Source organism: Microbacterium laevaniformans, from assembly GCF_016907555.1.
In the GTDB taxonomy this organism is placed as follows: domain Bacteria; phylum Actinomycetota; class Actinomycetes; order Actinomycetales; family Microbacteriaceae; genus Microbacterium; species Microbacterium laevaniformans.
In genome coordinates, this window is the sequence record NZ_JAFBCE010000001.1 from 1,283,865 (window position 1) to 1,308,882 (window position 25,018).

At 69.2% G+C, this 25,018-nt stretch carries 22 protein-coding genes; 5 read left to right on the forward strand and 17 right to left on the reverse strand.

Annotated features, from left to right (window positions below; all coding sequences use genetic code 11):
• The first annotated feature begins 42 nt into the window (after window positions 1-42).
• Window positions 43-546: a glutathione peroxidase gene (locus JOE53_RS06010; RefSeq protein ID WP_204947095.1), complete on the forward strand. Its 504-nt coding sequence runs from the start codon at window positions 43-45 to the stop codon at window positions 544-546.
• A 121-nt stretch (window positions 547-667) separates the two neighbouring features.
• Here JOE53_RS06010 and JOE53_RS06015 read toward each other — a convergent pair whose 3' ends face one another.
• Genes JOE53_RS06015 through recO form a run of 3 tightly spaced genes read right to left on the reverse strand, consistent with a single transcriptional unit; the run spans window position 668 to window position 2,903 of the window.
• Window positions 668-1,333: a DsbA family oxidoreductase gene (locus JOE53_RS06015; RefSeq protein WP_005049437.1), complete on the reverse strand. Its 666-nt coding sequence runs from the start codon at window positions 1,331-1,333 to the stop codon at window positions 668-670.
• Between the two features lie 29 nt (window positions 1,334-1,362).
• Window positions 1,363-2,178, reverse strand: a complete 816-nt coding sequence (locus JOE53_RS06020; RefSeq protein WP_204947096.1) for an isoprenyl transferase — start codon at window positions 2,176-2,178, stop codon at window positions 1,363-1,365.
• On the reverse strand, window positions 2,175-2,903 hold the full coding sequence (recO, locus tag JOE53_RS06025) for a DNA repair protein RecO (protein ID WP_204947098.1): 729 nt from the start codon (window positions 2,901-2,903) through the stop codon (window positions 2,175-2,177). The genes JOE53_RS06020 and recO overlap by 4 nt, the downstream gene beginning before the upstream one ends.
• A 55-nt stretch (window positions 2,904-2,958) precedes the next feature.
• Between recO and JOE53_RS06030 the strand changes: the two genes are divergently transcribed.
• Entirely contained in the window at window positions 2,959-3,645 is a 687-nt protein-coding gene (locus tag JOE53_RS06030) for a trimeric intracellular cation channel family protein (protein WP_204947099.1), read from the forward strand.
• Between the two features lie 35 nt (window positions 3,646-3,680).
• Here JOE53_RS06030 and leuA read toward each other — a convergent pair whose 3' ends face one another.
• The 13 genes from leuA to lepA all read right to left on the reverse strand — a co-directional run bounded on the left by leuA (window position 3,681) and on the right by lepA (window position 17,496).
• A complete protein-coding gene (leuA, locus tag JOE53_RS06035) occupies window positions 3,681-5,441 on the reverse strand; it encodes a 2-isopropylmalate synthase (RefSeq protein WP_204947101.1) in 1,761 nt (586 codons plus the stop codon).
• A 162-nt stretch (window positions 5,442-5,603) separates the two neighbouring features.
• Window positions 5,604-6,551 carry an NADP-dependent oxidoreductase gene (locus JOE53_RS06040; protein WP_204947102.1) on the reverse strand — a complete coding sequence of 316 codons (948 nt, stop codon included), beginning with the start codon at window positions 6,549-6,551 and terminating at the stop codon, window positions 5,604-5,606.
• Between the two features lies 1 nt (window position 6,552).
• Window positions 6,553-7,455 (reverse strand): GTPase Era, encoded by a 903-nt coding sequence (gene era, locus JOE53_RS06045; protein ID WP_204947103.1) that lies wholly within the window; start codon window positions 7,453-7,455, stop codon window positions 6,553-6,555.
• On the reverse strand, window positions 7,452-8,771 hold the full coding sequence (locus JOE53_RS06050) for a hemolysin family protein (protein WP_061683190.1): 1,320 nt from the start codon (window positions 8,769-8,771) through the stop codon (window positions 7,452-7,454). The genes era and JOE53_RS06050 overlap by 4 nt, the downstream gene beginning before the upstream one ends.
• Window positions 8,768-9,235 carry an rRNA maturation RNase YbeY gene (ybeY, locus tag JOE53_RS06055; protein WP_061683191.1) on the reverse strand — a complete coding sequence of 156 codons (468 nt, stop codon included), beginning with the start codon at window positions 9,233-9,235 and terminating at the stop codon, window positions 8,768-8,770. The genes JOE53_RS06050 and ybeY overlap by 4 nt, the downstream gene beginning before the upstream one ends.
• Window positions 9,232-10,374, reverse strand: a complete 1,143-nt coding sequence (locus JOE53_RS06060; RefSeq protein ID WP_061683192.1) for a PhoH family protein — start codon at window positions 10,372-10,374, stop codon at window positions 9,232-9,234. Before JOE53_RS06060 ends, ybeY begins: the two co-directional genes overlap by 4 nt.
• Window positions 10,367-10,714: an HIT domain-containing protein gene (locus JOE53_RS06065; RefSeq protein WP_061683193.1), complete on the reverse strand. Its 348-nt coding sequence runs from the start codon at window positions 10,712-10,714 to the stop codon at window positions 10,367-10,369. Before JOE53_RS06065 ends, JOE53_RS06060 begins: the two co-directional genes overlap by 8 nt.
• A gap of 23 nt (window positions 10,715-10,737) precedes the next feature.
• Window positions 10,738-11,490: a 16S rRNA (uracil(1498)-N(3))-methyltransferase gene (locus JOE53_RS06070; RefSeq protein ID WP_061683194.1), complete on the reverse strand. Its 753-nt coding sequence runs from the start codon at window positions 11,488-11,490 to the stop codon at window positions 10,738-10,740.
• A gap of 1 nt (window position 11,491) precedes the next feature.
• The gene (gene dnaJ / locus JOE53_RS06075; RefSeq protein ID WP_061683195.1) at window positions 11,492-12,601 is read right to left on the reverse strand and encodes a molecular chaperone DnaJ; all 1,110 of its coding nucleotides are present in this window, start codon (window positions 12,599-12,601) and stop codon (window positions 11,492-11,494) included.
• Window positions 12,602-12,653: 52 nt separating this feature from the next.
• Window positions 12,654-13,691, reverse strand: a complete 1,038-nt coding sequence (gene hrcA, locus JOE53_RS06080; protein WP_061683196.1) for a heat-inducible transcriptional repressor HrcA — start codon at window positions 13,689-13,691, stop codon at window positions 12,654-12,656.
• A gap of 58 nt (window positions 13,692-13,749) precedes the next feature.
• Window positions 13,750-14,967, reverse strand: a complete 1,218-nt coding sequence (gene hemW, locus JOE53_RS06085; protein WP_061683197.1) for a radical SAM family heme chaperone HemW — start codon at window positions 14,965-14,967, stop codon at window positions 13,750-13,752.
• Window positions 14,967-15,617 (reverse strand): DUF1990 family protein, encoded by a 651-nt coding sequence (locus JOE53_RS06090; RefSeq protein ID WP_061683198.1) that lies wholly within the window; start codon window positions 15,615-15,617, stop codon window positions 14,967-14,969. Before JOE53_RS06090 ends, hemW begins: the two co-directional genes overlap by 1 nt.
• Window positions 15,618-15,645: 28 nt before the next feature.
• The gene (lepA, locus tag JOE53_RS06095; protein WP_061683199.1) at window positions 15,646-17,496 is read right to left on the reverse strand and encodes a translation elongation factor 4; all 1,851 of its coding nucleotides are present in this window, start codon (window positions 17,494-17,496) and stop codon (window positions 15,646-15,648) included.
• Between the two features lie 306 nt (window positions 17,497-17,802).
• Between lepA and JOE53_RS06100 the strand changes: the two genes are divergently transcribed.
• Window positions 17,803-22,551, forward strand: coding sequence for an ExeM/NucH family extracellular endonuclease (locus tag JOE53_RS06100; RefSeq protein WP_204947105.1), 4,749 nt, complete (start codon window positions 17,803-17,805; stop codon window positions 22,549-22,551).
• Between the two features lie 108 nt (window positions 22,552-22,659).
• Window positions 22,660-23,403 carry an alpha/beta fold hydrolase gene (locus JOE53_RS06105; RefSeq protein ID WP_204947106.1) on the forward strand — a complete coding sequence of 248 codons (744 nt, stop codon included), beginning with the start codon at window positions 22,660-22,662 and terminating at the stop codon, window positions 23,401-23,403.
• Here the strand turns inward: JOE53_RS06105 and JOE53_RS06110 are convergent.
• On the reverse strand, window positions 23,333-24,376 hold the full coding sequence (locus JOE53_RS06110) for an MFS transporter (protein WP_233449497.1): 1,044 nt from the start codon (window positions 24,374-24,376) through the stop codon (window positions 23,333-23,335). The two genes, JOE53_RS06105 and JOE53_RS06110, sit on opposite strands and share 71 nt — an antisense overlap.
• Window positions 24,377-24,729: 353 nt before the next feature.
• Here JOE53_RS06110 and rpsT point away from each other — a divergent pair, with 353 nt between their 5' ends.
• The gene (rpsT, locus tag JOE53_RS06115) at window positions 24,730-24,990 is read left to right on the forward strand and encodes a 30S ribosomal protein S20 (RefSeq protein ID WP_036285140.1); all 261 of its coding nucleotides are present in this window, start codon (window positions 24,730-24,732) and stop codon (window positions 24,988-24,990) included.
• Window positions 24,991-25,018: the final 28 nt, after the last annotated feature.

Below are 25,018 nucleotides of genomic sequence, written 5' to 3' on the forward strand. Positions count from 1 at the left end.
CACGCGGCCGGTGCGCCGGTCTGCGCCTCTATCGTGGACAACATGGCCGACACACAGACAGCGCAGCTTCGTGACATCCCCTACACCGACGCTACCGGCGCAGAGCACACCCTCGCCGAGTTCGGCGATCGCGCCGTTCTCCTCGTCAATGTCGCATCCAAGTGCGGTCTGACGCCGCAATACGAGCAGCTCGAAGAGCTGCAGCGCACCTATGGCGACCGGGGTCTGCAGGTCATCGGCTTCCCCTGCGACCAGTTCATGGGTCAGGAGCCCGGCTCGATGGAGGAGATCCTCGAATACTGTTCGGTGACCTGGGGTGTGAGCTTTCCGATCATGGACAAGGTGCGGGTGAACGGCTCGCACGCCGCTCCCCTCTACAAGGCGCTGAAGAAGGCGAAGAACGTGGAGGGGGCGAGGGGCCCGGTCATGTGGAACTTCGAGAAATTCCTGGTCACGCCGACCGGCGAGGTGCACCGTTTCCGGCCACAGACCAAGCCCGACGCGCCCGAGGTGATCGCGGCGATCGAGGCCAGCCTCCCCGCCTGAGCCCTGCTGCGGCCCGTTTCGACTCGCTGCGTTCGCTCAACGACCGGGAGGCGTGACCCCCGGTCGTTGAGCGAGGAGCGCAGCGACGAGTCGAAACGCAGACGATTCGAAACGCGACGTCTCAGGCGTCCTGCTTCTCCGTCCACACCTGGCGGGTGATCTGCGCGAACGCATCGGCGGGCTGCGCGCCGCTGACGCCGTACTTGCCGTCGATCACGAAGAACGGCACGCCCTGGATGCCGTAGGCCTGCGCCTGCGCCTGGTCAGCGCGCACATCGGCGAGATGCCGGCTCGACTCGAGGGCATCGCGCACCTCATCGGCGTCGAAGCCGACCTCGGCGGCGAGGGCGACGAGATCGTCGACGCGCCCGACGTGCTTGCCCTCGGTGAAGTAGGCCGACATGAGCCGCTCGGCCATCTCGTTCTGACGGCCCTGTGCCTTCGCGAAGTGCAGCAGTTCGTGGGCCTTCACCGTGTTGGTGTGCTGCAGCAGGTCGAAGCGGTACTCCAGCCCCGACCCGGCGGCCACACCGGTGACCTGGTCGAGCATCTCGCGGACGCGCTCCCGCGGCATCCCTTTGTGTCCGGCGAGGAAGTCCAGCTCATCGCCCTCGAAGTCGACCGGTGTGTCCGGCGAAAGCTCGAAGGAGTGGAAGGTCACTTCGACCTGCGGCGCGTCGGGGTCGGCCGCCGTCTGTGCGAGGCCGGCCTCGAGGTTGCGCTTGCCGATGTAGCACCACGGGCAGGCGATGTCACTCCACACGTCGATCGTGATCTTGTCTGTCATGCCTGGTGCAACCTCTCTCGTGCGCGGGTCTATTCCGCGGAATCGGCCGTCGGCGCGTCGACGGCTCCACCGAAGCGGCGGCTGCGTCCGAGGTACAGGTCGATCGCTCCCCAGAGGTCGGTACGCGAGAAGTCGGGCCACAGCGTGTCGAGGAACACCATCTCTGCGTAGGCGGACTCCCACAGCAGGAAGTTGGAGGTGCGCTGCTCGCCGCTGGAACGCAGGAAGAGGTCGACGTCGGGCATGTCGGGCACGTAGAGATGTCTGCGCAGCGTCTTCTCCGTGATCGCGGACGGCTTCAGCCGTCCGGCGGCGATCTGCTCGCCCATCGCCCGCATGGCGTCGACGATCTCGTGACGGCCGCCGTAGTTGATGCACATCGTCAGCGTGAGCGTGTCGTTGCCGGCGGTGAGCTGCTCGGCGTACTGCAGTTCCTTGATGACCGATCCCCACAGGCGCGGCTTGCGGCCGGCCCACCGGATGCGGACGCCCCATTCGTTGAGCTGGTCGCGGCGGCGGTGCAGCACGTCGCGGTTGTAGCCCATGAGGAAGCGCACTTCCTCGGGCGAGCGGGCCCAGTTCTCGGTCGAGAAGGCGTAGACGCTGAGGTGTTTCACGCCCGCCTGGATCGCTCCCGCGACGACGTCGAGGAGCACCTCCTCGCCCGCCCGGTGTCCTTCGATTCGTGTCAGTCCCCGGCGGTTGGCCCACCGTCCGTTGCCGTCCATCACGATCGCAACGTGGTTCGGCACACCGCCCTTCGGAAAACGCGGCGGATGGATGCCGGTCCAATCGAGGGGGCGGTACGGCACGGCATCGCGGTGTGTGTAGGGCTTGGGGCTCAACGGGTGCTCTCCACATGGGGCAGGGAACGGATGCCGCGCTCGAGATGCCACTGCGCGTAGGCGGCGACGAGGCCGGATGCCGAGGCGGTGGCGGCGTGGGTCGCGGCATCCACGACGTCCCATTCTCCCGCGATCAGCGCGCGCAGCAGCGCACCGGTCTCGGGTCGCAACCGCGCGGAGCCGGCCGGGGCGCAGTCGCCGCACACGACACCGCCCAGCTGCGCCACGAACCAGTCGTGCGGACCGGCGGCCCCGCACCGGGCGCAGTCGAACAGCGCCGGGGCCCAGCCCGACAGAGACATCGCGCGCAGCAGGTACGAGTCGAGCACGGAACGCGACTCCCGTCCGCCCTGGGCGAGGGTACGCAGTCCTCCCACGAGCAGCAGGTACTGCTGGGGGGTGGCTTCGGCTTCGTTCAGCCGGTCGGCGGTCTCGACCATGGCATGCGCAGCCGTGTAACGGTCGTAGTCCGCCACGATCGCGGCCCCGTAAGAGCCGAGCGACTCGGCCTGCTGCACGATGTCGAGCGAGCGCCCCTGGTAGAGCTGGACGTCGGCGACCATGAACGGCTCGAGGCGGGCCCCGAACTTCGACGACGTGCGGCGCACACCCTTCGCGACAGCACGCACCTTGCCGTGGCGACGGCTGAGCATGGTCACGATGCGGTCCGCTTCACCCAGCTTGTGGGTGCGCAGGACCACGACCTCGTCGCGGTAGGTGGGCACCCCTCGATTATCCCCGCCGGTGCCGACATCGGGCGGCATTGGAGACAATGGTCAGGTGACGGAGCAGCTGTTCGTGATCCCCCTCTGGGCTGACCTCCTCGCCGTGGGACTCGGCGGTGTACAGGGCGCCCTGTTCTCGTCGGGCTTCGTCGGACAGCGCCGACTCGACCTGCTCGGCGTCGTCATCGTCGGCACCGTGATGGGCATGGGTGGCGGCATCATCCGCGACCTCCTGCTCAACGTCGAACCCGCGACGCTCAAGAGCGACTGGTACCTGATCACGGCCGTCGGCGCGGCTCTGGTCGGCATGTTGCTGGCCAACATCTTCGAGCGCCTCAACGCGGTGATCGTTGCCCTCGACGCGGTGGTCATCGGCCTGTTCGGCGCCTTCGGCACCTCCAAGGCGCTGGCGCTCGGCCTTCCCCCCGTCCCGGCGGTCTTCGTCGGGGTCTGCGCCGCGGTGGGCGGCGGCATCCTTCGCGACGTGATCATGGGCCTGCCGGTGGCGATCATGCACGTCGGATCGCTGTACGCCGTCGCGGCCGCGGTCGGCTGCGCGTTGCTCGCGTTCGCACACGCCGTCGGTGCGCCGCTGGTGGCCGCGGCGATCGCCTCGGTCGTGGTCACGACCGTGATCCGACTGCTCGCGGTGATCTTCGACATCTCGCTGCCCGAACAGCGTGCGCTGTACCGGCGCAAGGTCGCGGTGGAGACCAGCGCGATCCCGATCATCCGGCCCTGAGGCGTTTCGACGCAGCGACGAGTCGAAACGCGGCGTCAGACGGCGGCGAGCGAGCCGGAGCGCTCGCGCGTGCGGATAGCGCGGTTCACGCAGGAGACGATCGCCTTCAGCGACGCGGTCGAGATGTCACCGTCGATGCCGACGCCCCACAAGCGCTCACCATCCACCTGCAGCTCGACGTAAGACGCGGCCTGCGCGTCGCCGCCGGCGCTGAGCGTGTGCTCGACGTAGTCGTAGAGCGTCACGTCGAAACCCTGCGTCCGCACGATCTCCAGGAACGCCGAGACGGGACCGTTGCCGACGCCACGGGTCGCGATCGTCTCCTCGCCGTCGCGGAGGGTGACCTCCAGCGACACCTCGCCGGACATGTCGCTCTGCGTCCGCGTGGACAGCAGCTCGAAACGGCCCCACTTCTCGTCCGCGTTGCGCGCCGGCAGATACTCGTCGGTGAAGATGTCCCAGATCTGGTCGCTGGAGACTTCGCCGCCTTCGGCATCCGTCTTGGCCTGCACCACACCGGAGAACTCGATCTGGAGTTTGCGGGGCAGATCCAGCGCGTGATCCGTCTTCAGCAGGTAGGCGACGCCGCCCTTGCCGGACTGCGAGTTGACGCGGATCACGGCCTCGTAGGAGCGACCGAGATCCTTCGGGTCGATCGGCAGGTACGGCACCGCCCACTCGATATCGTCGACGGTGACCCCGGATGCCGCGGCCCGCGCCTCCATCGACTCGAAACCCTTCTTGATCGCGTCTTGGTGCGACCCGCTGAACGCGGTGAACACGAGGTCGCCCGCCCAGGGGCTGCGCTCGGGCACGGGCAGCTGATTGCAGTACTCGGCGGTGCGCTTGACCTGGTCGATGTCGCTGAAGTCGATCTGCGGGTCGATGCCCTGCGTCAGCAGGTTGATGCCCAGGGCGACCAGGTCGACGTTGCCGGTGCGCTCTCCGTTTCCGAACAGGCAGCCTTCGATGCGGTCCGCTCCGGCCATGTAGCCGAGCTCGGCGGCGGCGATGGCCGTGCCGCGGTCGTTGTGGGGGTGCAGCGAGATGATGACGTTCTCGCGGTGGGCGAGGTGACGGCCCATCCACTCGATCGAGTCGGCATACACGTTGGGCGTGGCCATCTCGACGGTCGCCGGCAGGTTGATGATGACCTTGCGCTCCGGGGTCGGCTCGAAGATCTCGATCACCTGGTTGCAGATGTCGACCGCGAACTCCAGCTCCGTGCCGGTGTAGGACTCGGGTGAGTACTCGTAGTACACGGCGGTCTCGGGGATGCGCTTCTCGAACTCACGGCACAGGCGTGCGCCGTTCAGCGCGATGTCGATGATGCCCTGCTTGTCGCTGCGGAAGACGACCTCGCGCTGCAGCACGCTCGTGGAGTTGTAGAGGTGCACGATCGCCTGCTTCGCGCCGGCGATCGCCTCGTACGTGCGCTCGATCAGGTGCTCGCGCGCCTGCGTCAGCACCTGGATGGTCACATCGTCGGGGATCAGGTTCTCTTCGATCAGCTGGCGCACGAAGTCGAAGTCGGTCTGGCTCGCGGAGGGGAAGCCGACCTCGATCTCCTTGTAGCCCATGCCCACGAGCAGCTCGAACATGATGCGCTTGCGCTCGGGGCTCATCGGGTCGATCAGGGCCTGATTGCCGTCGCGCAGGTCGACGGCGCACCAGCGCGGAGCCGTCGTGATGCGGGCATCGGGCCAGATGCGGTCGGGCAGGTCGACGCGTATCTGCTCGTGGAACGGGCGGTACTTGTGGGTCGGCATGCCGGAAGGCTGCTGCATGTTCTTCATGGGGTTCGCTTCTCTTCGTCAGATGGTGCGGGCCGAGTGTCAGACGATGACAAGCTCCGCGACGAGGAGGGCCCTAGAACGAGGTCTCGTCGCGGCGGCTAAGAAGGAGGCCGAACGCGCGCATGGGGACAGCGTACACCTGCGCGACGAGCTCGACGAAACTCACGGGATGAGCGCCAGGGCTCCCCCGGGGTGTCCCTCGGCCAGCAGCGCGAGCGCGGCGGGGGCGTCCTCGAGCGGGAAGGTCCGCGCCACGGGGACGGTGAGCGTACCGGCGTTCGCCGCCGCGACGAGGCCCGCGCGCGCCTCGTCGCGGAAGCGGGCGCTTGCCGGAAGGGCGCCGGCGATCCAGCGGAACCCATCGGCGTTCGCCCGCGACGGCGTCACGATCGTCACGATCCGGTCGCGATCGGCGACCAGCGCAAGCGACACGTCGACGGCCTCATCGGTGCCCACGGCATCCAGCGCCGCGACGATCGGAACGTCACCGGCGATCGTGACCACGCGCTCGAACAGCCCCGGACCGTACGCGACGGGATCGCCGCCGAAGTGACGCACCCGCTCGAAGGAACTCTCCGCCGCCGTCCCGATGACGTGGATGCCGCGCAGCGCCGCCAGCTGCAGCACGGCCACACCTACCGCCCCCGACGCGCCGTGCAGGAGGATCGTCTCCCCCGGTTTCGCCGCGACGACATGCAGCATCTCCGCGGCGGTCGTCCCGGTCAGCAGCAGATTCGCGGCTTCGGGGTGGCCGAGCGGCTGGGGCTTGTGGAACACCTTCGCGGCATCCACTGTCATCTCCGTCGCGTAGCCGCCCTGCACCCGGAAGGCGACGACCTCGTCACCTTTCGCCGCGGGTCCCGACCCGATCTCCGTATCGAGACCGATCGCGGTGATCTCGCCCGACACCTCGTAGCCGATCGGCACGGGCCAGGACTGCCCGTTCTCGGCGGCAACATGCTTCGCATCGGCGGGGTTCATGCCCGCCGCGCGCACACGGAGCGTCACTTCGCCGCGGGCCGGGGCGGGAACCTCGACCTCCGAGAGCTCCCACGCCTCGGGGCCGCCTGCCCGTACCGCCCGCCACTGCCGCGCCGTTCGCCGCGTCATGTCAGAACCCCAGCCGTCCGAGCTGCTTGGGATCGCGCTGCCATTCCTTGGCGACGCGCACGTGCAGCTTCAAGAACACCTTCGTGCCGATGAGCGGCTCGATCTGCGCGCGCGCCCGCGCGCCGACGGCGGCCAGCCGCGAGCCCTTGTGGCCGATGATGATCGCCTTCTGGCTGTCGCGCTCGACGATCAGGTTCGCGTAGATATCGGTGAGCTCGCCCTCGTCGCGGCGCGAGATGTCGTCGATCGTGACGGCGATCGAGTGCGGCAGCTCGTCACGCACGCCTTCCAGCGCCGCCTCACGGATGATCTCGGCGATGCGGTCCTCGAGCGACTCGTCGGTGACGACCCCCTCCTCGTAGAGGGCGGGTCCTTCCGGCATGAGCGTCAGCAGGTCATCGGCGAGCACGTCGAGCTGTTCGCCCGCGACGGCCGACAACGGGATCACCGCGTCCCAGTCCTCGCGCAAGCTGTCGACCTCCATCAGCCGTTCGGTGATCTCGTCGCGGGAGGCGATGTCGGTCTTGGTGACGATGGCCACCTTCTTCGCGCGCGGGTATCCGTCCAGGGATGCCGCGATGCGGCGGTCGCCGGGACCCACCTTCTCCGTGGCCGGCACGAGGAAGCCAATCGCGTCCACGTCGCCGAGCACCTGCTCCACGAGGTCGTTCAGGCGCTGGCCGAGGAGCGTCCGGGGCTTGTGGATGCCGGGGGTATCGACGATCACGAGCTGGCCGGCCGGGCGGTTGACGATGCCGCGGATCGCGCGCCGGGTGGTCTGCGGCTTGTCGGAGGTGATCGCGACCTTCTCACCCACCAGGGCGTTCGTCAGCGTGGACTTGCCGACGTTGGGACGGCCGACGAAGGTGACGAACCCGGAGCGGGTCTGGGGGCTGGGACTCATCGGTGGGCATCCTCCCGGTCGGTGCGGTTATCGTCGCCGAAGGCGGCGTCGACGGCGAGCAGGCTGGGGGTGGGTTCGACGAACACCGTGGCGAGGCCCCGCCCGCGCCCGCGGGAGGCGCCTCCCGTCAAGCGCAGCCCGGAGTACTCCGCGGTCGCACCGGGCAGAGGCACACGGCCGAGCAGCTTCCCGAGCAGGCCGCCGATCGAGTCGACGTCCTCGTCTTCGAGCTCGAGACCGAACAGTTCGCCGACCTCATTGAGGCCCAGGCGCGCGCTCACGCGGTACCGTCCGTCGCCCAACTCGACGATCTCGCTGGAGCGGGGATCGTACTCGTCGGAGATCTCGCCGACGAGCTCTTCGATCAGGTCTTCGAGCGTCACGAGCCCCGAAACGCCGCCGTACTCGTCGACGACGAGACACACATGGACGGCATCCCGCTTCATCTGCTGCAGCAGCGTCTCGGCCTTCATCGATTCGGGCACGAACACCGCCGGCCGCGCGATCTGGGCGACCGGGGCGTCCCGCCATGCGGTCTCATCGCGGAACGCGAACTGCACGAGGTCTTTGAGGTAGACGACGCCGGTGATGTCGTCGGCTTCGCCGTCGGCGACCGGAACCCGTGACACGCCCTTGTCCAGGAAGAGCTGCATCGCCTGCTGCGTCGTGGCGGCGGCATCCATCGTCACCATGTCGGTGCGCGGAACCATCACCTCGCGCACGTACGTGTCGGTGAACTCGAACACGGAGTGGATGAGCTCGCGGTCGTCCTCTTCGATGAGGTCCTGCGATGCGGCCTCGTCGACCATGCTCAGCAGTTGCTCCTCACTCGCGAACGAGGCGCCGCGGTGGATGCCGGGCGTCACCCGGTTGCCGACGACGACGAGCAGGTGTGCGAGGGGGCCGAGGACGATGCGCGCGCCGCGCACGAGCGGCGCGCACGCCCGCAGCAGGCCGCGCGCGTGCTGGCGGCCCACGGCGCGGGGGCTCGCCCCGACCAGGACGAACGACACCACGGTCATCAGCACCGCAGCGGCCAGCATGGCCCACCAGATGCTGTCGAACGCGATCGTGAACGCCACGGTCACGACGACGGCCGCCGTCGTCTCGGCGAGGATCCTGATGAATACGACGGCGTTGCCGTGTGCTTCGGGATCGGCGCCGATCCGCCCGAGAGCGGCCGCGCTGCGTCCTGTCGTCGCCATCTCGGCGAGGTCGGCGCGCGAGGTGACGCCGAGCGCCGCATCCAGCGCCGCCATCAGACCGCCGAGCGCGACAAGGAGGGCCGCCGCGATGAGCAGGAGGATCTCGGTCATGCGCGTCGTCGACGCTCCGAGACGTGGAAAGCGGCGATCAGGTCGCGCTGCAGACCGAACATCTCGCGCTCCTCCTCGGGCTCGGCGTGATCGAAGCCCAGGAGGTGCAGCAGTCCGTGCGTGGTGAGCAGGATCAGCTCGTCGACGGTCGTGTGGCCGGCTGCCTGAGCCTGCGTCTCGGCGACCTGGGGGCAGAGCACGATGTCGCCGAGTAGTCCCGGCGGCGTGGGCTGTTCCTGCGTTCCCGGTCGCAACTCGTCCATGGGGAAGCTGAGCACGTCGGTGGGGCCCGGCTCGTCCATCCACTGCACGTGAAGAGCCTCCATGGCGCCCTCGTCGACGAGGAGGATCGCGACGTCGGCATCCGGGCTGACGTGCAGCTCCGCGAGGTTGTTCTCGGTCAGGCGCAGCAGCACGGTCTCGTCGATCTCGACGCCGGACTCATTGGTGATCTCGATGGTCATGAGCGTCCTCGCTGTGTGCCGTGGGGGCCTTGGTGTCCCCGGCTGTCCCGGGGTGGCAGGTGGTCTCGCGGTCCGCCGGAGCGCGGGATGCCGCTGCGCCGCTCGGCGCGGTTGGCGAACTCGGCGGCTTCGTCTCGTTCTCGCCGTGCGGCGAGACGCTGCTCGTCGTACACGCTGTACGCGTCGACGATCCGGCCGACGAGGCTGTGGCGCACTACGTCTTCGCTGGTCAGCATCGCGAAGTGGATGTCGTCGATGTCCTTCAGCACGCGCGTCACGAGCCGCAGCCCCGAGGCTCCCTGCGGCAGGTCGACCTGGGTGATGTCACCGGTCACGACCATGTGGGTGCCGAAGCCCAGACGCGTGAGGAACATCTTCATCTGCTCCGGCGTCGTGTTCTGGGCCTCGTCGAGGACGACGAACGAGTTGTTGAGCGTCCGCCCGCGCATGTACGCCAGCGGGGCGACCTCGATCGTGCCCGACGCCATGAGCTTGGGGACGATCTCGGGGTCCATCATCTCGTTCAGCGCGTCGTAGAGCGGGCGCAGGTACGGGTCGATCTTGTCGGTCAGGGTGCCGGGCAGAAAGCCCAGCCGCTCCCCCGCCTCCACCGCCGGTCGGGTCAGAATGATGCGGTCGACTTCCTTGCGCTGCAGGGCCTGAACGGCTTTCGCCATCGCGAGGTAGGTCTTTCCGGTTCCGGCGGGACCGATGCCGAAGACGATCGTGTTCTCGTCGATCGCGTCGACGTAGCGCTTCTGACCGAGTGTCTTCGGGCGGATCGTGCGTCCACGCGAACTCAGGATCGCCTCGCCCAGTACGTCGGACGGGCGTTCGCCGGTGTCGGCCCGGAGGATGCGATTCGAGGTCTGCACGTCGGAGGGCTCCAGGCCCTGACCCGCGCGCGCCATCGCGATCAGCTCGTCGACGAGTGCGCGGGCCCGCGCAACGGACGCGGCGGCGCCGGTGAGAGTGATCTCGTTGCCGCGCACGTGCACCTGCACGTCGGGGTGTTCGCGCTCCACGACGCGCAGCAGTCGGTCCTGCGGTCCGAGCAACTGGACCATCGCCACTCCGTCCGCGAGAATCCGGTCGACCGCGTGCTCGGTCGCGTTCGCGTCGTCGGCGGAATCAGCCACCGAGGCTCCCCTCGTCCAGTCCCCCGGCCAGCACATGCGCGTGGACGTGGAAGACCGTCTGACCGGCGCCCGGCCCCGTGTTGAACACGAGGCGGAAGTCGCCGTCGGCGTGTTCGGCGGCGAGTGTGTTCGCCAGCCCCACCATCTCGCTCATGAGAGCCGGGTCGGATGCCGCGAGCTCGACGACGTCGCGGTAGGCGGCGCTCTTGGGGATCACCAGCAGGTGCACCGGTGCCTGTGGTGCGATGTCGCGGATCGCGAACACGTTCTCGGTCTCGGCGAGGATCTCGGCCGGGATCTCGCCCTCCAGGATGCGCGTGAAGATGGACGGTTCGCTCATACTCCGAGTGTAGTCAGCGCCCGTCACCAGCGGCCGAGGCGGGCGTTGACGACGGCGAGGGCAGCCGGCCCGGCCGTCGAGGTGCGAAGCACCGTGTCGCCGAGGCGGACGGCGGTGGCTCCGGCATCGGCCAGGGCGTCGAGTTCGTCGGGAGCGATGCCGCCCTCGGGGCCGACGACGAGCACGATCTCCGCGCTATCGGTCAGCGACAGGGTGCTGAGGGGCACGGACGCCGTCGGCTCCAGGACCAGCACGCGGGCGTGTGCGGCACGTGCGGCGAGGCCGGCGACGGACACCGGCGTCGACACACGCGGAACCCAGGAGCGGTGCGCCTGCTTCGCGGCCTCGCGGACGATGCTCTGCCAACGCGCGACGCCTTTGACGGCCTTGTCGCCGCCCCAGCGCGACACGCTGCGCGCCCCCTGCCACGGCACGATTTCGTCCACGCCGAGTTCGGTCGCCGCCTGCACGGCGAGCTCGTCGCGGTCGCCCTTCGCGAGCGCCTGGGCGAGAAGGAGACGTGGGGTCGGCGCCTCGGTGACGGTACGGCCGGTCACCGTCACTGCGACGCGCTTGGGGGCGGATGCCGCGACGACGCCCGTGAGCCAGACGCCCGCACCATCGCCGACGGTGACCTCCTCACCGACCCGGACGCGGCGGACGACCGCCGCATGATGGGCCTCGGCGCCGGTGATGATGATCTCGTCGCCCAGAGCCGCATCGGCGACGGCGGACCCGTCGGTCGGCGGTTCGTCGACGAGGAAGTGCAGTGCCATCTCAGCCGCGGAACCGGTCGCGCAGTTTCGAGAACATGCCCTGGTGGAACTGCGCCAGGCGGGGCGCCGGGGCCTTGGTCTTCTTGGCGAAGTCCTCGATGAGAGCGCGCTCCTTGGCGTCGAGCTTCGTCGGGGTGACGACCTGCACACCGACCCGGAGGTCGCCGCGCGCTCCGCCGCGCAGGGGCGTGATGCCGCGGCCCTTGATCGTCAGGACGTCGCCGGACTGCACGCCGGATCGCACCTCGAGGTCGACCTCGCCGTCGAGCGAGGAGATCGTCGTGTGGGTGCCGAGGATCGCGTCGGGCATCGAGACCTCGAGGGTGGCGAGCAGGTCGTCGCCCTCACGGCTGAAGACCTCGTGGGTGGCGACGGTGACCTCCAGGTAGAGGTCGCCGTTCGGACCGCCCGCCGGGCCGACCTCGCCCGAGCCGGGCAGCTGGAGGCGCAGGCCCGTCTCCACGCCGCCGGGGATGTCGACCGACACCGTCCGCCGTGCGCGCACGCGGCCCTGTCCCTGGCACGTTGCGCAGGGGTACGGGATGGTCGTGCCGTAGCCCTGGCACGTGGTGCAGGGCTGCGAGGTCATGACGTTGCCGAGAAGACTGCGCACGGTGCGCTGCACCTGACCCGAACCGTGGCAGATGTCGCACGTCGCCGGCTGGGTGCCCGGCTGGCAGCACGATCCCTCGCAGGTTTCGCACAGCACCGCGGTGTCGACGTCGATGTCACGGTGGGTGCCGAAGACGACATCGCCGAGATCCAGCGTCACCCGCACCAGCGCATCCTGGCCGCGCTCACGCCGCGATCGCGGTCGGCCGGCGCGTGCTCCCCCGCCGCCGAAGAACGTTTCGAAGATGTCGCCGAATCCGCCGAAGCCTGCGCCGTCTCCGCCGAAGGGCGAGCTGTCGCCGCCCATGTCGTAGCGCTGGCGCTGCTCCGGGTCGCTGAGGACGTCGTACGCGTGGGTCACGAGCTTGAAGCGCTCGGACGCGTCCGCTCCCGGGTTGACATCGGGGTGCAGTTCGCGCGCGAGACGCCGATACGCCTTCTTGATCTCGTCGGGGCTCGCATCGCGGGATACGCCCAGGACTTCGTAGTGGTCGGCCACAATCGCCTTTCCTGCCCTTGCGGGCGCGGGTCGGTGTTCGGGAGCGGATCGCTCAGCGGGACGTGTCGTCCTCGTCGAGCAGTCGGCTCAGATAGTGCGCGACGGCGCGGACCGCCGCGAGGTTGGTGGGGTAGTCCATTCGGGTGGGGCCGAGAAGGCCGACGCGGGCGCGGGTGCCCGTTGCGTCGTACTCGCTCGTGAGGACGGAGGCCTCTGTCAGTCCGAAAGGCTCGTTCTCCCGACCGATGCTCGCGGCGAGACCGTGCTCGTCGGCGACCATCTCGCCCATCAGACGCAGCAGGGTGACCTGCTCCTCGATGGCCTCCAGCAGCGGGTAGATGCTGCCGCGGAAGTCGCCCTCGCGCCGAGCGAGCGTCGCACTGCCGGCCATCACGAGCCGGTCCTGACGGAAGTCATCCAGTTCCTCGCCGACGATGCGCGCGACGGTGCGCAACGCGGCGTCGATGCGGGTGCCGTCAGGGGCCGATGCCGAGAGTTCGACGATCGCGGCCGCGGCCTCCGCGACGGGCTTGCCCGTGACCAGCCGCGAGATCGCGATCTTGACCTGCTGGGCGGCATCCTCGGAGAGTTCCTCGGCCAGGAAGGCCACGCGCTGCGACACGCGTCCGGTGTCGGTGACGACGATGACCACCACGCGCGCTCCGCCCAGGTGCACGAACTCGACGTGTGTGACGTTCGCGCGGGCGAAAGACGGGTACTGCACGATGGCGACCTGGCCGGTGAGCTGCGTGAGGGCCCGGACCGTGCGCATCAGGAGCTCGTCGAGGTCGCCCGGGTCGGTGAGGAACGACGAGATCGCCGAGCGCTGCGCCGTGGACAGCGGCCGCAGGTCGGCGAGATGGTCGACGAAAACGCGGTAGCCCTTATCGGTGGGCACACGTCCGGAGGATGTGTGCGGCGCGGCGATGAGCTCCTCGTCCTCCAGGAGCGCCATGTCGTTGCGGATGGTCGCGGCGGACACGCCGAACTGGTGACGTTCGACGATCGCCTTGCTGCCGACGGGCTCATGGGTGTCGACGTAGTCCTGCACGATCGCGCGGAGGACCTGCAGGCCGCGTTCCGAGACCATCGCTCCTCCTTGTTGGCACTCAGGGTCGTCGAGTGCCAATATTACCGCGATCGCGCGGTCAGACGGTGAGGGCGCGCACCACGGCATCCGCCAGCAGGCGGCCGCGGCGGGTGAGGACGACGCGGCCGCGCACGGCGGAGGACCCGTCGATGAGCCCGTCGGCGATGAGTGCCGCGATCGCGTGACGACCCTCTCCGGTCAGCTCGGACACCGCGATGCCCTCGGCGATCCGCGACCGCAGGAGCACGTCCTCGAGTCGCCGCGCAGCGGCATCGGGGCGCTCCCGCGCCGCCGCAGGCGACGTGCCGGCGGCGAGGCGCTGCGCATACGCCGCGGGGTGTTTGACGTTCCACCACCGCAGGCCGTCGACGTGGCTGTGCGCGCCGGGGCCATAGCCCCACCAGTCGGTGCCGCGCCAGTACGCGAGGTTGTGGCGGGAGCGGTGACGGGGCGCCGTCGCCCAGTTCGACACCTCGTACCAGCCGAACCCGCTCGATGCGAACGCCTCGTCGGCCAGCTCGTACATGTCGGCCTGGAGGTCGTCATCCGGCGCGGCGACCTCTCCGCGGCGGATCTGGCGCTCGAGCTTCGTGCCCTCTTCGATGATGAGCGCGTACGCGGAGATGTGGTCGGGTGCGAGCGCCACGGCCGCCTCGACCGAACGACGCCAGTCGTCCAACGACTCCCCCGGCGCGCCGTAGATCAGATCGACGCTCACATCGAGGCCGGCCGAGCGTCCGGCGTCGACGGCCGTCTGCACGCCGGCCGGATCGTGGGTGCGCTCGAGTGCGGCGAGCACGTGGGGCACGGCCGACTGCATGCCGATCGACAGCCGGGTCACGCCGGCCTCTGCCAGCTCGTGTGCCATTGCGACGGTCACCGTGTCGGGGTTGGCCTCGACGGTGACCTCGGCGTCGGCGGCCAGCGCGAAGGCGGAGCGGATGCCGTCGAGCATCCGGGCCAGATCTCCCGCGGGAAGCAGAGTGGGCGTGCCGCCGCCGAAGAAGACGGTGGATGCCGCGCGGAGGGGCCCCCGCGCCGACAGCACGCCCTGTGAGAGCGCGATCTCGCGGAGCACCTCGTCGGCGTACGCGTCCTGGCGCGCGCCCCGGAGCTCCGTGGCGGTGTAGGTGTTGAAGTCGCAGTAGCCGCAGCGCACCCGGCAGAAGGGCACGTGCAGGTAGACGCCGAAGTCGCGGGCGGGGTCGATCGAGATGTCGGGCGGCAGCGCGCCGTCGAGCGGAGCGGGATCGCCGAGGAGAAGGGCGGAGCCCATCAGGCGGGCGTCGTATACAGCGGGGAGATGGCCCGCAGGTACCCGCGGAACAGCTCGCGACGGCGACGCTTCACCAGTGCCGGAACGACGCGGTAAAGCGTGGCGACGGGACGGTCGAAGGCGCGCACCGTGAACCGTACTTCGTCGTTGTCGGCCCAGCTGATGACGAAGGATTCCTCGCCGCTGACCACCGAGTCCCCGACGGTGCCGAGAGCGAAGCCGACGCGTCGCGGCTCCTCGATCGCGTAGATGACCCGCAGCTCGCCGTCCGCGTTCATGCCCTTGACGTGTCCGCGCACCCGCACCGTCGTTCCCGCAGCCACGTACGGGGTCCCGTCGGCGTCGAAGCGCTGGTCGGCGTCCAGGCGACTCGCGACCATCGGATTGCCGTCGACGTCGTAGCCCACGCCCGTGTACATCGGTCCGGCAGCCGGGCGCACGTCCGAGATCGTGAGGCCCGCTCCGCGCAGCGCCGTCCACGACAGCAGCGCGTCGGCCGATGACTCGAAGCGGGCCTGGCCGCTGCCGAGCAGCCAGGAATCCTCCGCCGGAACGCTGCTCTCGGGCGGATAGCTCATGAGGTCGTGCGCCTGCGTGGCGCCGACGGCGGCGTAGTCGACCGTGTCGTCCTGAAAGCTTCCGCGACGCATGATGTCCAGCCTAACCGGGGCGTCCGGCTTACTTCTTGTCCTTGCCCTCGACGTCGCCGGAGAGCGCGGCGATGAAGGCTTCCTGGGGCACCTCGACGCGACCGACCATCTTCATGCGCTTCTTGCCCTCCTTCTGCTTCTCCAGCAGCTTGCGCTTGCGGGTGATGTCGCCGCCGTAGCACTTGGCGAGCACGTCCTTGCGGATGGCGCGGATGTTCTCGCGCGCGATGATGCGTGCGCCGATGGCGGCCTGGATGGGCACCTCGAACTGCTGGCGCGGGATGAGTTTGCGCAGGCGTTCGGTCATGAGGGTGCCGTACGCGTACGCCTTCTCTCGGTGGACGATCGAGCTGAACGCGTCGACCTTCTCACCTTGCAGCAGGATGTCGACCTTCACGAGATCGGCCTCCTGGGATCCGGCAGGCTCGTAGTCGAGGCTCGCGTAGCCCTGGGTCTTGGACTTCAGTTGGTCGAAGAAGTCGAAGACGATCTCGCCGAGCGGCATGTTGTAGCGCAGCTCGACACGGTCCTCACTGAGGTAGTCCATGCCGAGGAGCGTTCCGCGGCGCTGTTGGCAGAGCTCCATCACCGTGCCGACGTAGTCCTTGGGCAACAGGATGCCGACCTTGACGACCGGCTCGGAGACACTCGCGACGCGGCCGTCGGGGTACTCGCTCGGGTTGGTGACCGTGACCGACTCGCCCGTGTCGGTCGTGACCTCGTACGTCACCGAGGGTGCCGTGGTGATGAGGTCGAGGCCGAACTCGCGCGACAGGCGCTCCGTGATGATCTCCAGGTGCAGCAGGCCCAGGAACCCGCAGCGGAATCCGAAGCCCAGGGCGACGGAGGTCTCCGGCTCGTACTGCAGCGAGGCGTCGGACAGCTTCAACTTGTCCAGCGCCTCACGCAGGTCGGCGTAGTCGCTGCCGTCGATCGGGTAGATCCCGCTGAACACCATCGGCTTGGGGTCGGTGTAGCCGGCCAGTGCTTCGCTCGCGGGCTTGCGGTGGTTGGTGATCGTGTCGCCGACCTTCGACTGGCGCACGTCCTTCACGCCGGTGATCAGGTAGCCCACTTCGCCGACTCCGAGGCCCCGGGTCGGGACCGGCTCGGGGCTGGAGACACCGATCTCGAGCAGGTCGTGCGTCGCGCGCGTGGACATCATCTGAATGCGCTCGCGCGGCTCGAGTTTGCCGTCGACCATGCGGACGTATGTCACGACGCCGCGGTACGCGTCGTAGACGGAGTCGAAGATCATGGCGCGCGCCGGGGCGTCGGCGTCGCCGACCGGCGCGGGGATGCGCTCGACGATGCGGTCGAGCAGCCCCTCCACCCCCATGCCCGTCTTGCCCGAGACCCGCAGCACGTCGGCGGGGTCGCCGCCGATGAGGTTCGCAAGCTCCGCGGCGTACTTCTCCGGATCGGCGGCGGGCAGATCGATCTTGTTGAGCACCGGAATGATCTGAAGGTCGTTCTCCAGCGCCAGGTACAGGTTCGCGAGGGTCTGCGCCTCGATGCCCTGCGCGGCATCCACGAGAAGGATGGCGCCCTCGCAGGCGGCGAGCGAGCGCGAGACCTCGTACGTGAAGTCGACGTGGCCGGGCGTGTCGATCATGTTCAGTGCGAAGGTGCCGTCGGTCGTCGCCCACGGCATGCGGACGGCCTGCGACTTGATCGTGATGCCGCGCTCGCGCTCGATGTCCATACGGTCGAGGTACTGCGCACGCATATCGCGGTCCGAGACCACGCCGGTGATCTGCAGCATGCGGTCGGCCAGCGTGGACTTGCCGTGGTCGATGTGGGCGATGATGCAGAAATTGCGGATCAGCTCTGGAGGGGTCGCAGACGGCTCGAGAGGCTTCAGGGCGCGGGGTGACATGTCCCGAGCAGTCTACCGGCGTCTGCGGCGGCGCCCCCGCGCCGCTGCGCGCGGGACTGTAGCGTCCCCTTCGCGCGACGCGCCAGGGCCGCGCAGGATGAGAAAGAGTTAACCGCCCCTTCTCTTGCCGCCGCGATCCGCGCCACGGAAGCTCGATCTCACGTTCGATGGGACCGGATGTCGTGCGGCGTTCACTTCGGTGAAACCTTTTCGTCTCACAGCCACCTCATCATCGGCACTCAATCACCGAAGAGGACCGCCGTGTATGCGGCTGTCCGCTGTTGCATGCGAAACCAGGGAGAACACGTGTCAGATCCGACACGGGACGCCACGCGTCCCACCGCCGAGAGGCGGAACAGGCGCGCGATCGTCGCCACCATCACCGCCGGAGCCCTCGCCCTCAGCGGCGCGGGATTCGCGACCATTCCGGCGCAGGCGGCCGTCTCGCCGAACGCCGCCGTGCTGATCAACGAGGTGTACGGCGGGGGCGGCAACTCCGGTGCCACCTACACCCACGACTTCGTCGAGCTCGTGAACGTCTCGTCGGCGCCGGTCAGCCTCGACGGCTGGACGCTGCAGTACGCCGCAGCAGGCGGCGACAAGAAGTTCTCGGCGCAGCCCCTCAGCGGCACCATCGCCGCCGGACGCACCTTCCTCGTCCAGGAGGCGAAGGGGCAAGGCGGGACGACGCCCCTTCCGACACCGGATGCCGTCGGCTCGCTCGCGCTGAGCGGGACGACCGGCAAGGTGGCCCTCGTCTCGAATGAGACCATCGTGACCGGACCGAGCGACGCCGACGTCGTCGACTACGTGGCCTGGGGTTCGTCCGCGACACCCGCGGCCGGCTCGCCCGCACCCGGCACCGAGAACCCGACGAGCATCTCGCGCGACGCGTCGCACACCAACACCGCCGTCAACAGCGCGGACTTCGCCGTGGGTGCCCCCACTCCGCAGAACTCCGGTGCGGGCACGGAGCCGACGCCCGCGCCGACCGGCACCGCGTCTCCCTCTCCCGAGCCCACGACGACGTCCACCCCGACGCCGCAGCCGACCTCGACGGGAACCCCCGGGACCGAGACGATCACACCGATCGCGGCGATCCAAGGCTCCGGCGACAGCACCCCGCTGAACGGCCAGACCGTCACGACCGAAGGCGTCGTCACCGCTCAGTATGCGACCGGCGGCTACAACGGCTACGTCATCCAGACGCCCGGGACCGGCGGCGCGATCGATCTGAGCGCCCACACGGCATCCGACGCTATCTTTGTCTACGCGAAGACCCCGGCCGTCGCCAACGAGGTCGCGCTCGGAGACACTGTCCGCGTCACCGGCAAGGTGTCCGAGTTCAACGGCCTCACCCAGCTCGCGGTCGACACGGGCGCGGCTCGCAAGATCGACGCGGCTGCGGCCCCGAAGCCCGTCGTGCTCACGACGTGGCCGGCCTCGATCGCCCAGCGCGAGAGCCTCGAGTCGATGCTCGTGAGCGTCACCGGCACCTTCACGGTGACCAACACCAACAACACCAACCGCTATGGCGAAGTGGGTCTTGCCGCCGGCAGCGGCGTGCTCCGTCAGCCGACGGACGTCGCCCGCCCCGGCAGCGCCGAGGCCGCCGCGGCCGCGGCGGACAACGTTGCCCGCGGCGTCGTCCTCGACGACGGCGGTTCGCTCGACTATGCCGCGCGCGCCAACAACGGCACCGGTGCGCTCCTGAACGGAGACCTGACTCCGGCCTACGTCTCGCTCGACAAGCCGGTCGTCGTCGGCGGCACCGCATCGTTGAGCGGCGCGTTCGTGCTCGATTACCGCAACAACACGTGGAAGCTGAACCCGGTGTCCTTCCTCGCCGGCGATGGCAAGACGCAGGGGCAGGCGAGCTTCACCAACCCGCGCATCGCGGCTCCCGCCTCGGTCGGCGGCGACCTCAGCGTGGGTTCGTTCAACGTGCTCAACTACTTCACGACGCTCGGCTCGTCCGATGCGTCCTGCCAGCCCTACAGCGACCGCGCCGGCGTCGGCACGAACGTGCGCGGCGGCTGCGACCTGCGCGGCGCGTGGGGTGCGGCGGACCTCGCCCGCCAGCAGTCGAAGATCGTCTCGGCCATCAACACGCTGGACGCCTCGGTGGTCGGTCTCATGGAGATCGAGAACTCGGCCAAGTCCACGCCGGCGACACCGGACAAGGCCGTCTCGACCCTCGTCGCGGCGCTCAACGCCGCTGCGGGAAGCGAGAAGTGGGCCCACGTCCCGGCATCCGCACAGCTGCCTGATGCGTCGCAGCAGGACGTCATCCGCAACGCGATCATCTATCAGCCCGCCCGCGTCGCACCCGTCGGCGAGGCTCTGGCACTCGGGACGCAGTCGGGATCCGGACAGGCCTTCGACAACGCGCGCGAGCCGATCGCGCAGAAGTTCGCGCCCGCGGGCGGCGGCGAGTCGTTCCTCTTCGTCGTGAACCACTTCAAGTCCAAGGGTTCCAGCGGAGCCAGCGGCGCGCAGGCCGACCAGAAGGACGGACAGGGGGCGTGGAACCCGGCCCGGGTCGCGCAGGCCAGCGCGCTGCGCGACTGGGTCTCTTCCCTCACCGCGAACGGAGAAGCGGCGGTGCTCGTTGGCGACTTCAACTCCTACACCCAGGAGGACCCGCTGAAGGTCCTCTACGACGCGGGTTACACGGATGCCGAGTCGGCGCTGAAGGTGGGCCGGTCCACGTACTCGTTCGACGGCCTCTCGGGCTCACTCGACCACGTGCTGCTGAACGGCGCGGCATGGAAGCGCGTCACGGGCGGCGACGTCTGGAACATCAACTCCGGGGAGTCGGTGGCGCTGGAGTACAGCCGCTACAACAACCACGGCACGCTGTTCTGGCAGGACGGCCCGTACCGCTCCAGCGATCACGATCCGCTAAAGGTCGGTCTGTCGGCCCGTAAGAGCGCTCCGAGGACGATCGACATCCTGACGATCAACGACTTCCACGGTCGCATCGAGCCCGGCAGCCAGGGCGAGGCCGGAGCGGCCGTGCTCGCCGGAGCGGTCGCGGCCAAGAAGGCGAAGAACCCGAACACGTTGCTGGTCTCGGCCGGCGACAACATCGGGGCGTCGACCTTCACTTCGCTGATCCAGCAGGACAGCCCGACCATCGACGCGCTGAAGGCCGCGGGGCTGGAGGTGTCGGCCGTCGGTAACCACGAGTTCGACCGTGGTTTCGCAGACCTGAAGAACCGGGTGCTTCCGCGCTTCGGTGGCAACGCCGACCCGTCGAAGGCGACACCGGAGCAGATCACGGCGGGCTCGCCGTACACGCTCGGTGCCAACGTGTACGTGAGGGGCACGAAGACGCCGGCGCTGCCGGAGTACACCGTGAAGACGCTCGACGGCGTGCGCGTCGCGTTCATCGGCACGGTCACCACCGACACGGCACGCATGGTCGATCCGCAGGGCATCAAGGACATCGACTTCGGCGACCAGCTCGAAGCGGCCAACCGCGTCGCCGACAAGATCGCCGCAGGCGACCTCGCCGATGTGACCGTGCTGCTCACGCACTCCGGATCGTCGGTGTCGAACCAGTGCGATGCGGTCGCCACCGACCCGTCGGACTTCGGCACCCTCATCCGCGGAGCGTCGGCCCACATCGACGCCATCGTTTCGGCCCACACCCACCAGACCTACGCGTGCAACGTGCAGGTGGGCTCCACCGGAAAGCTGCGTCCCGTCATCCAGGCGTCCGAGTACGGCAAGGCGCTCGGCCAGCTCTCGCTGACGTACGACACCGACGCTCACGAGCTGGTGTCGGCGACCGGATCCACGCAGACGCTCGCCAAGGCCTACCCGGCCGACGCGGCGGTCGCCTCGATGGTCGCCGCCTTCACCGCGCAGGCCAGCACGATCGGTTCCAAGCCGGTGGGCGTCATCACGGCTGACATCCTGCGTGGCGGCACGAGCGGGTCGGACCGTGGAGTCGAGTCGACCATGGGCAACACCGTCGCCGACATCTATCTCTGGGCCACCAGCACCAACCCGGCCTACGCGGGCACGAAGGCGCAGATCGCGCTGATGAACCCGGGCGGTTTGCGCGCCGACCTGCGATACACGGGTGACGGCACCGTCACCTACAAGCAGCTCGCCGACGTGCAGCCCTTCGCCAACACGCTCGTCACGGTGACGCTCACGGGTGCCCAGCTGAAGGACATCCTGACGCGCCAGTGGCAGGCGACGGGCGACCGTCCCAAGCTGCACCTGGGTGTCTCGAAGGGGTTCACCTACGAGTACACCGAGGATGCGCCGCCCGCCGGTCAGACGGCCTCGCGGTCGGGACACATCGTGTCGATGTCGCTGGACGGAAAGAAGATCACCGACGCCGACACCTTCACGGTGGTGACGAACTCGTTCCTTGCCAACGGCGGAGACGGCTTCACGCCGTTCGCCCAGGGGACGAACCGCACCGACACCGGTCAGGTCGACCTCGACGCGACCCTTGCGTACGCGAAGGCGATCAAGCCGATCGCCCCGTCGTCGGTGGGGCGCGCCGTCCTGGTCAGCGACACCACCCCGTCGCCGACTCCGACCGCGACTCCGACGGCAACGCCGACCGCGTCGCCGACCGGCGCGCCATCGCCCTCTCCGACGAGCACGCTGCCGGCAACCGGCGGGGTGACGGTGGGTGCGTCGAGCACGGGCCTGTCTGCGGACGGGCGGATCGAGCGCGGGTCTTCGTTCACCGTGACCCTGACCGGCCTCGGCGCCTTCGAGCAGGTCGTGGCCACGCTGAACAGCGACCCGATCGTGATCACGGGCATCCCCGCCGCCGATGCGAACGGTCGCGTCACCTTCACGGTGAACGTTCCGCAGTCGCTGCCGCTCGGAACCCACCACCTCATCGTGTTGGGTGCCGACGGACGGGTCGTGCTGAACCTTCCGCTGCAGGTGGTCGGTGAGGGCACCCTCGCCACCACGGGCGCCGAGCTCCCCTGGGGCCTCGCGCTCGGCGGAGCGTTCTTGCTCGCGGCCGGCCTGCTGCTCGCGATGACACGTCGTCGTCGGAGCCTCATGGGCTGATCGCTTGCACCCGAGGCCCCGGCCCCGCTTCGGCGGGTGTCCGGGGCCTCGTGCGTGTCTGCGCGCAGGTCGGATCCCGGGCCGCGCCCACTGCTTAGGCTGAAGACCATGGCGACGACGGTGGTGATGGTGCACGGCATCCGTACCTCGGCGACGATGTGGCGCGCGCAGGTCGAGCATCTGCGTGGCCGCGGCATCGACGCGGTCGCCCTCGACCTCCCGGGCCACGGTGCGCGGATGGGCGAGCCCTTCACGCTCGAGGGCGCATTCGGGACGATCGACCGAGCCGTGCGCGACGCCGCTGAACGAGGTCGCGTGCTGCTCGTCGGCCATTCGATGGGTGGTCTCGTGTCCCTCGAGTACGTCGGCGGTGCGGATCGCCCGCCGGTCGACGCGTTCATCGCGGCATCCTGCACCGCGATCCCGCGCGGTGTGGCGCTGCAGACCTATCGCACGCTCGCTCGCGGCTTCGATCGGCTTCCCCGCCGCGGCGCACCGATCGCCGAGTGGGTGCTCGATCGCACGCTGCCCGTCGAGACGCGGGCCGACTTCGGCGCCGGTGGGTATGCGTATGACGCGCAGGACACCGCGCTGCGCAGCCTGTCGGTGCTCGACCTGCTCGCCGCGCTGCGTCGCATCGCGGTGCCGACGTGGTTCGTGAACGGGCAGTTCGATCAGTTGCGCATCAACGAGAAGCTGTTCACGTCTCTGGTGCCCGCCGCGGAGCTCATCGTGGTGCCACGTACCTCGCACCTGGTCACGGCGATGCGCCCACGAGTCTTCAACGCCGTGATCGACGTGGCGCTGGCGACGATGGATGCCGCCTCACCGCCCGCACCATCAGGGTCATGAGTCCGCCGACCACCGACAGCACGGCGCTGCCCAGGAACAGCAGCCAGAACCCCCCGACGGCGGCGACCAGGCCGGCACCGACCAGCGGCCCGAGCAACTGACCCAGGCTCGCTGCGACGGTGACGAAGCCCAAGTCGCGAGCGCTGTCCTCCGGAAACGGCAGGAGGTCGGTGCCGAGCGCGAGCCCGACGGCCATGTATGCGCCGTACCCGACGCCCAGCAGCGCGGCCGCGACCAGGGCGAGCTCGAACGAGGGGAACGCCGCCAGCAACACGGCGGCACCGCCCTGCACGAGGGCGGCGGCGACCGTCATGCCGCGGCGGCGTCCGGTGCGATCCGAGACCGCCCCGGCGACGACGGATGCCGCGACGACGAAGACGGTGTAGACGACGATGAGCAGCAGCAGTTCGTCCTGTGCGTCGGCCGGGTCGCGGTGCAGCCCGTAGAGGAGGAAGAACAGCAGCAGGCCGGTACCGAGGGCGTTGCCGATGTTGACGACGAGACGCCCCCACAGCATCCACGCGAAATCGCGGTCCCGGAAGGCAGCGAAGCGCTCCGCGGCGGAGAGACGGGTGCGTGCGGTGGCGGAAGCGGCGGGTGCGGGCGGGTCGGGCAGCAGCAGGGCGCCGAGGCCGCCCGCGATCAGCAGGACGCCGCCGAGGACGAGATAGCCCGCGATCACGCCCAGGCCGAGAAGGACGATAACCCCCACGCCGACGACGACTCCGAGGGCCTGCGAGGACGAGATCGAGGCGGAAGCGGTGCCGCGCTGCTCGGTGAGCTGGTCGGCGATCATCGCGGTGAACGCTGCGGATGCGACGGCGACACCGACGGAGACGCCGATCCACGACATCGCCACCGCCCACGGGCCCGTGGCGAACGCGAGGCCGATCAGCGAGACGGCGCCCAGTACCACTCCCCCGAGCGCCCACGGACGACGCCTGCCGAAGGCGCCGCGGGTGCGATCGCTCATTCCGCCGGCGAGCGGGCAGCGGGGTCAGCTGGGCTGTCCAGATCGCCAGCCACGCGAGGGTGAACAGTGTGAACCATGCGGCACCGGCGCGTCGGGGCGCGTTCCGGGTGCTCGGGTCTGGCGAGGCGGCAGTCACGGCGACTCCGTCGTCGGCGGGCCTCGTCGATGAGGCCGAACGAGCCGATCATGCCGCACGCCTGGCGCCGCGGGCCGCATTGCGGGGGCGGCGCGCGGCGACCTGATAGACTCGGTGATTGGCTTGCGTGTGGGTCCCACCCCGCACGCCGCCGGAGGCGTCCCTCTACCGCTACCCCGGCACATCCATCGAAAACCGAACGAAAGAGCCGTCGAACGTGGCGAACATCAAGTCGCAGATCAAGCGCAACAAGACCAACGAGAAGGCGCGCGAGCGCAACAAGGCCGTCAAGAGCGAGCTGAAGACCGAAGTGCGTCGCACCCGCGAGGCCATCGCCGCCGGTGACAAGGCTGCCGCGGAGAAGGCGCTGGCGAAGGCGTCCAAGAAGCTCGACAAGGCCGTGAGCAAGGGCGTCATCCACGAGAACCAGGCCGCGAACCGCAAGTCGTCGATCGCGAAGCAGGTCGCCGCTCTCTGAGCCGCGTCCATATCGACGAAGGCCCGTC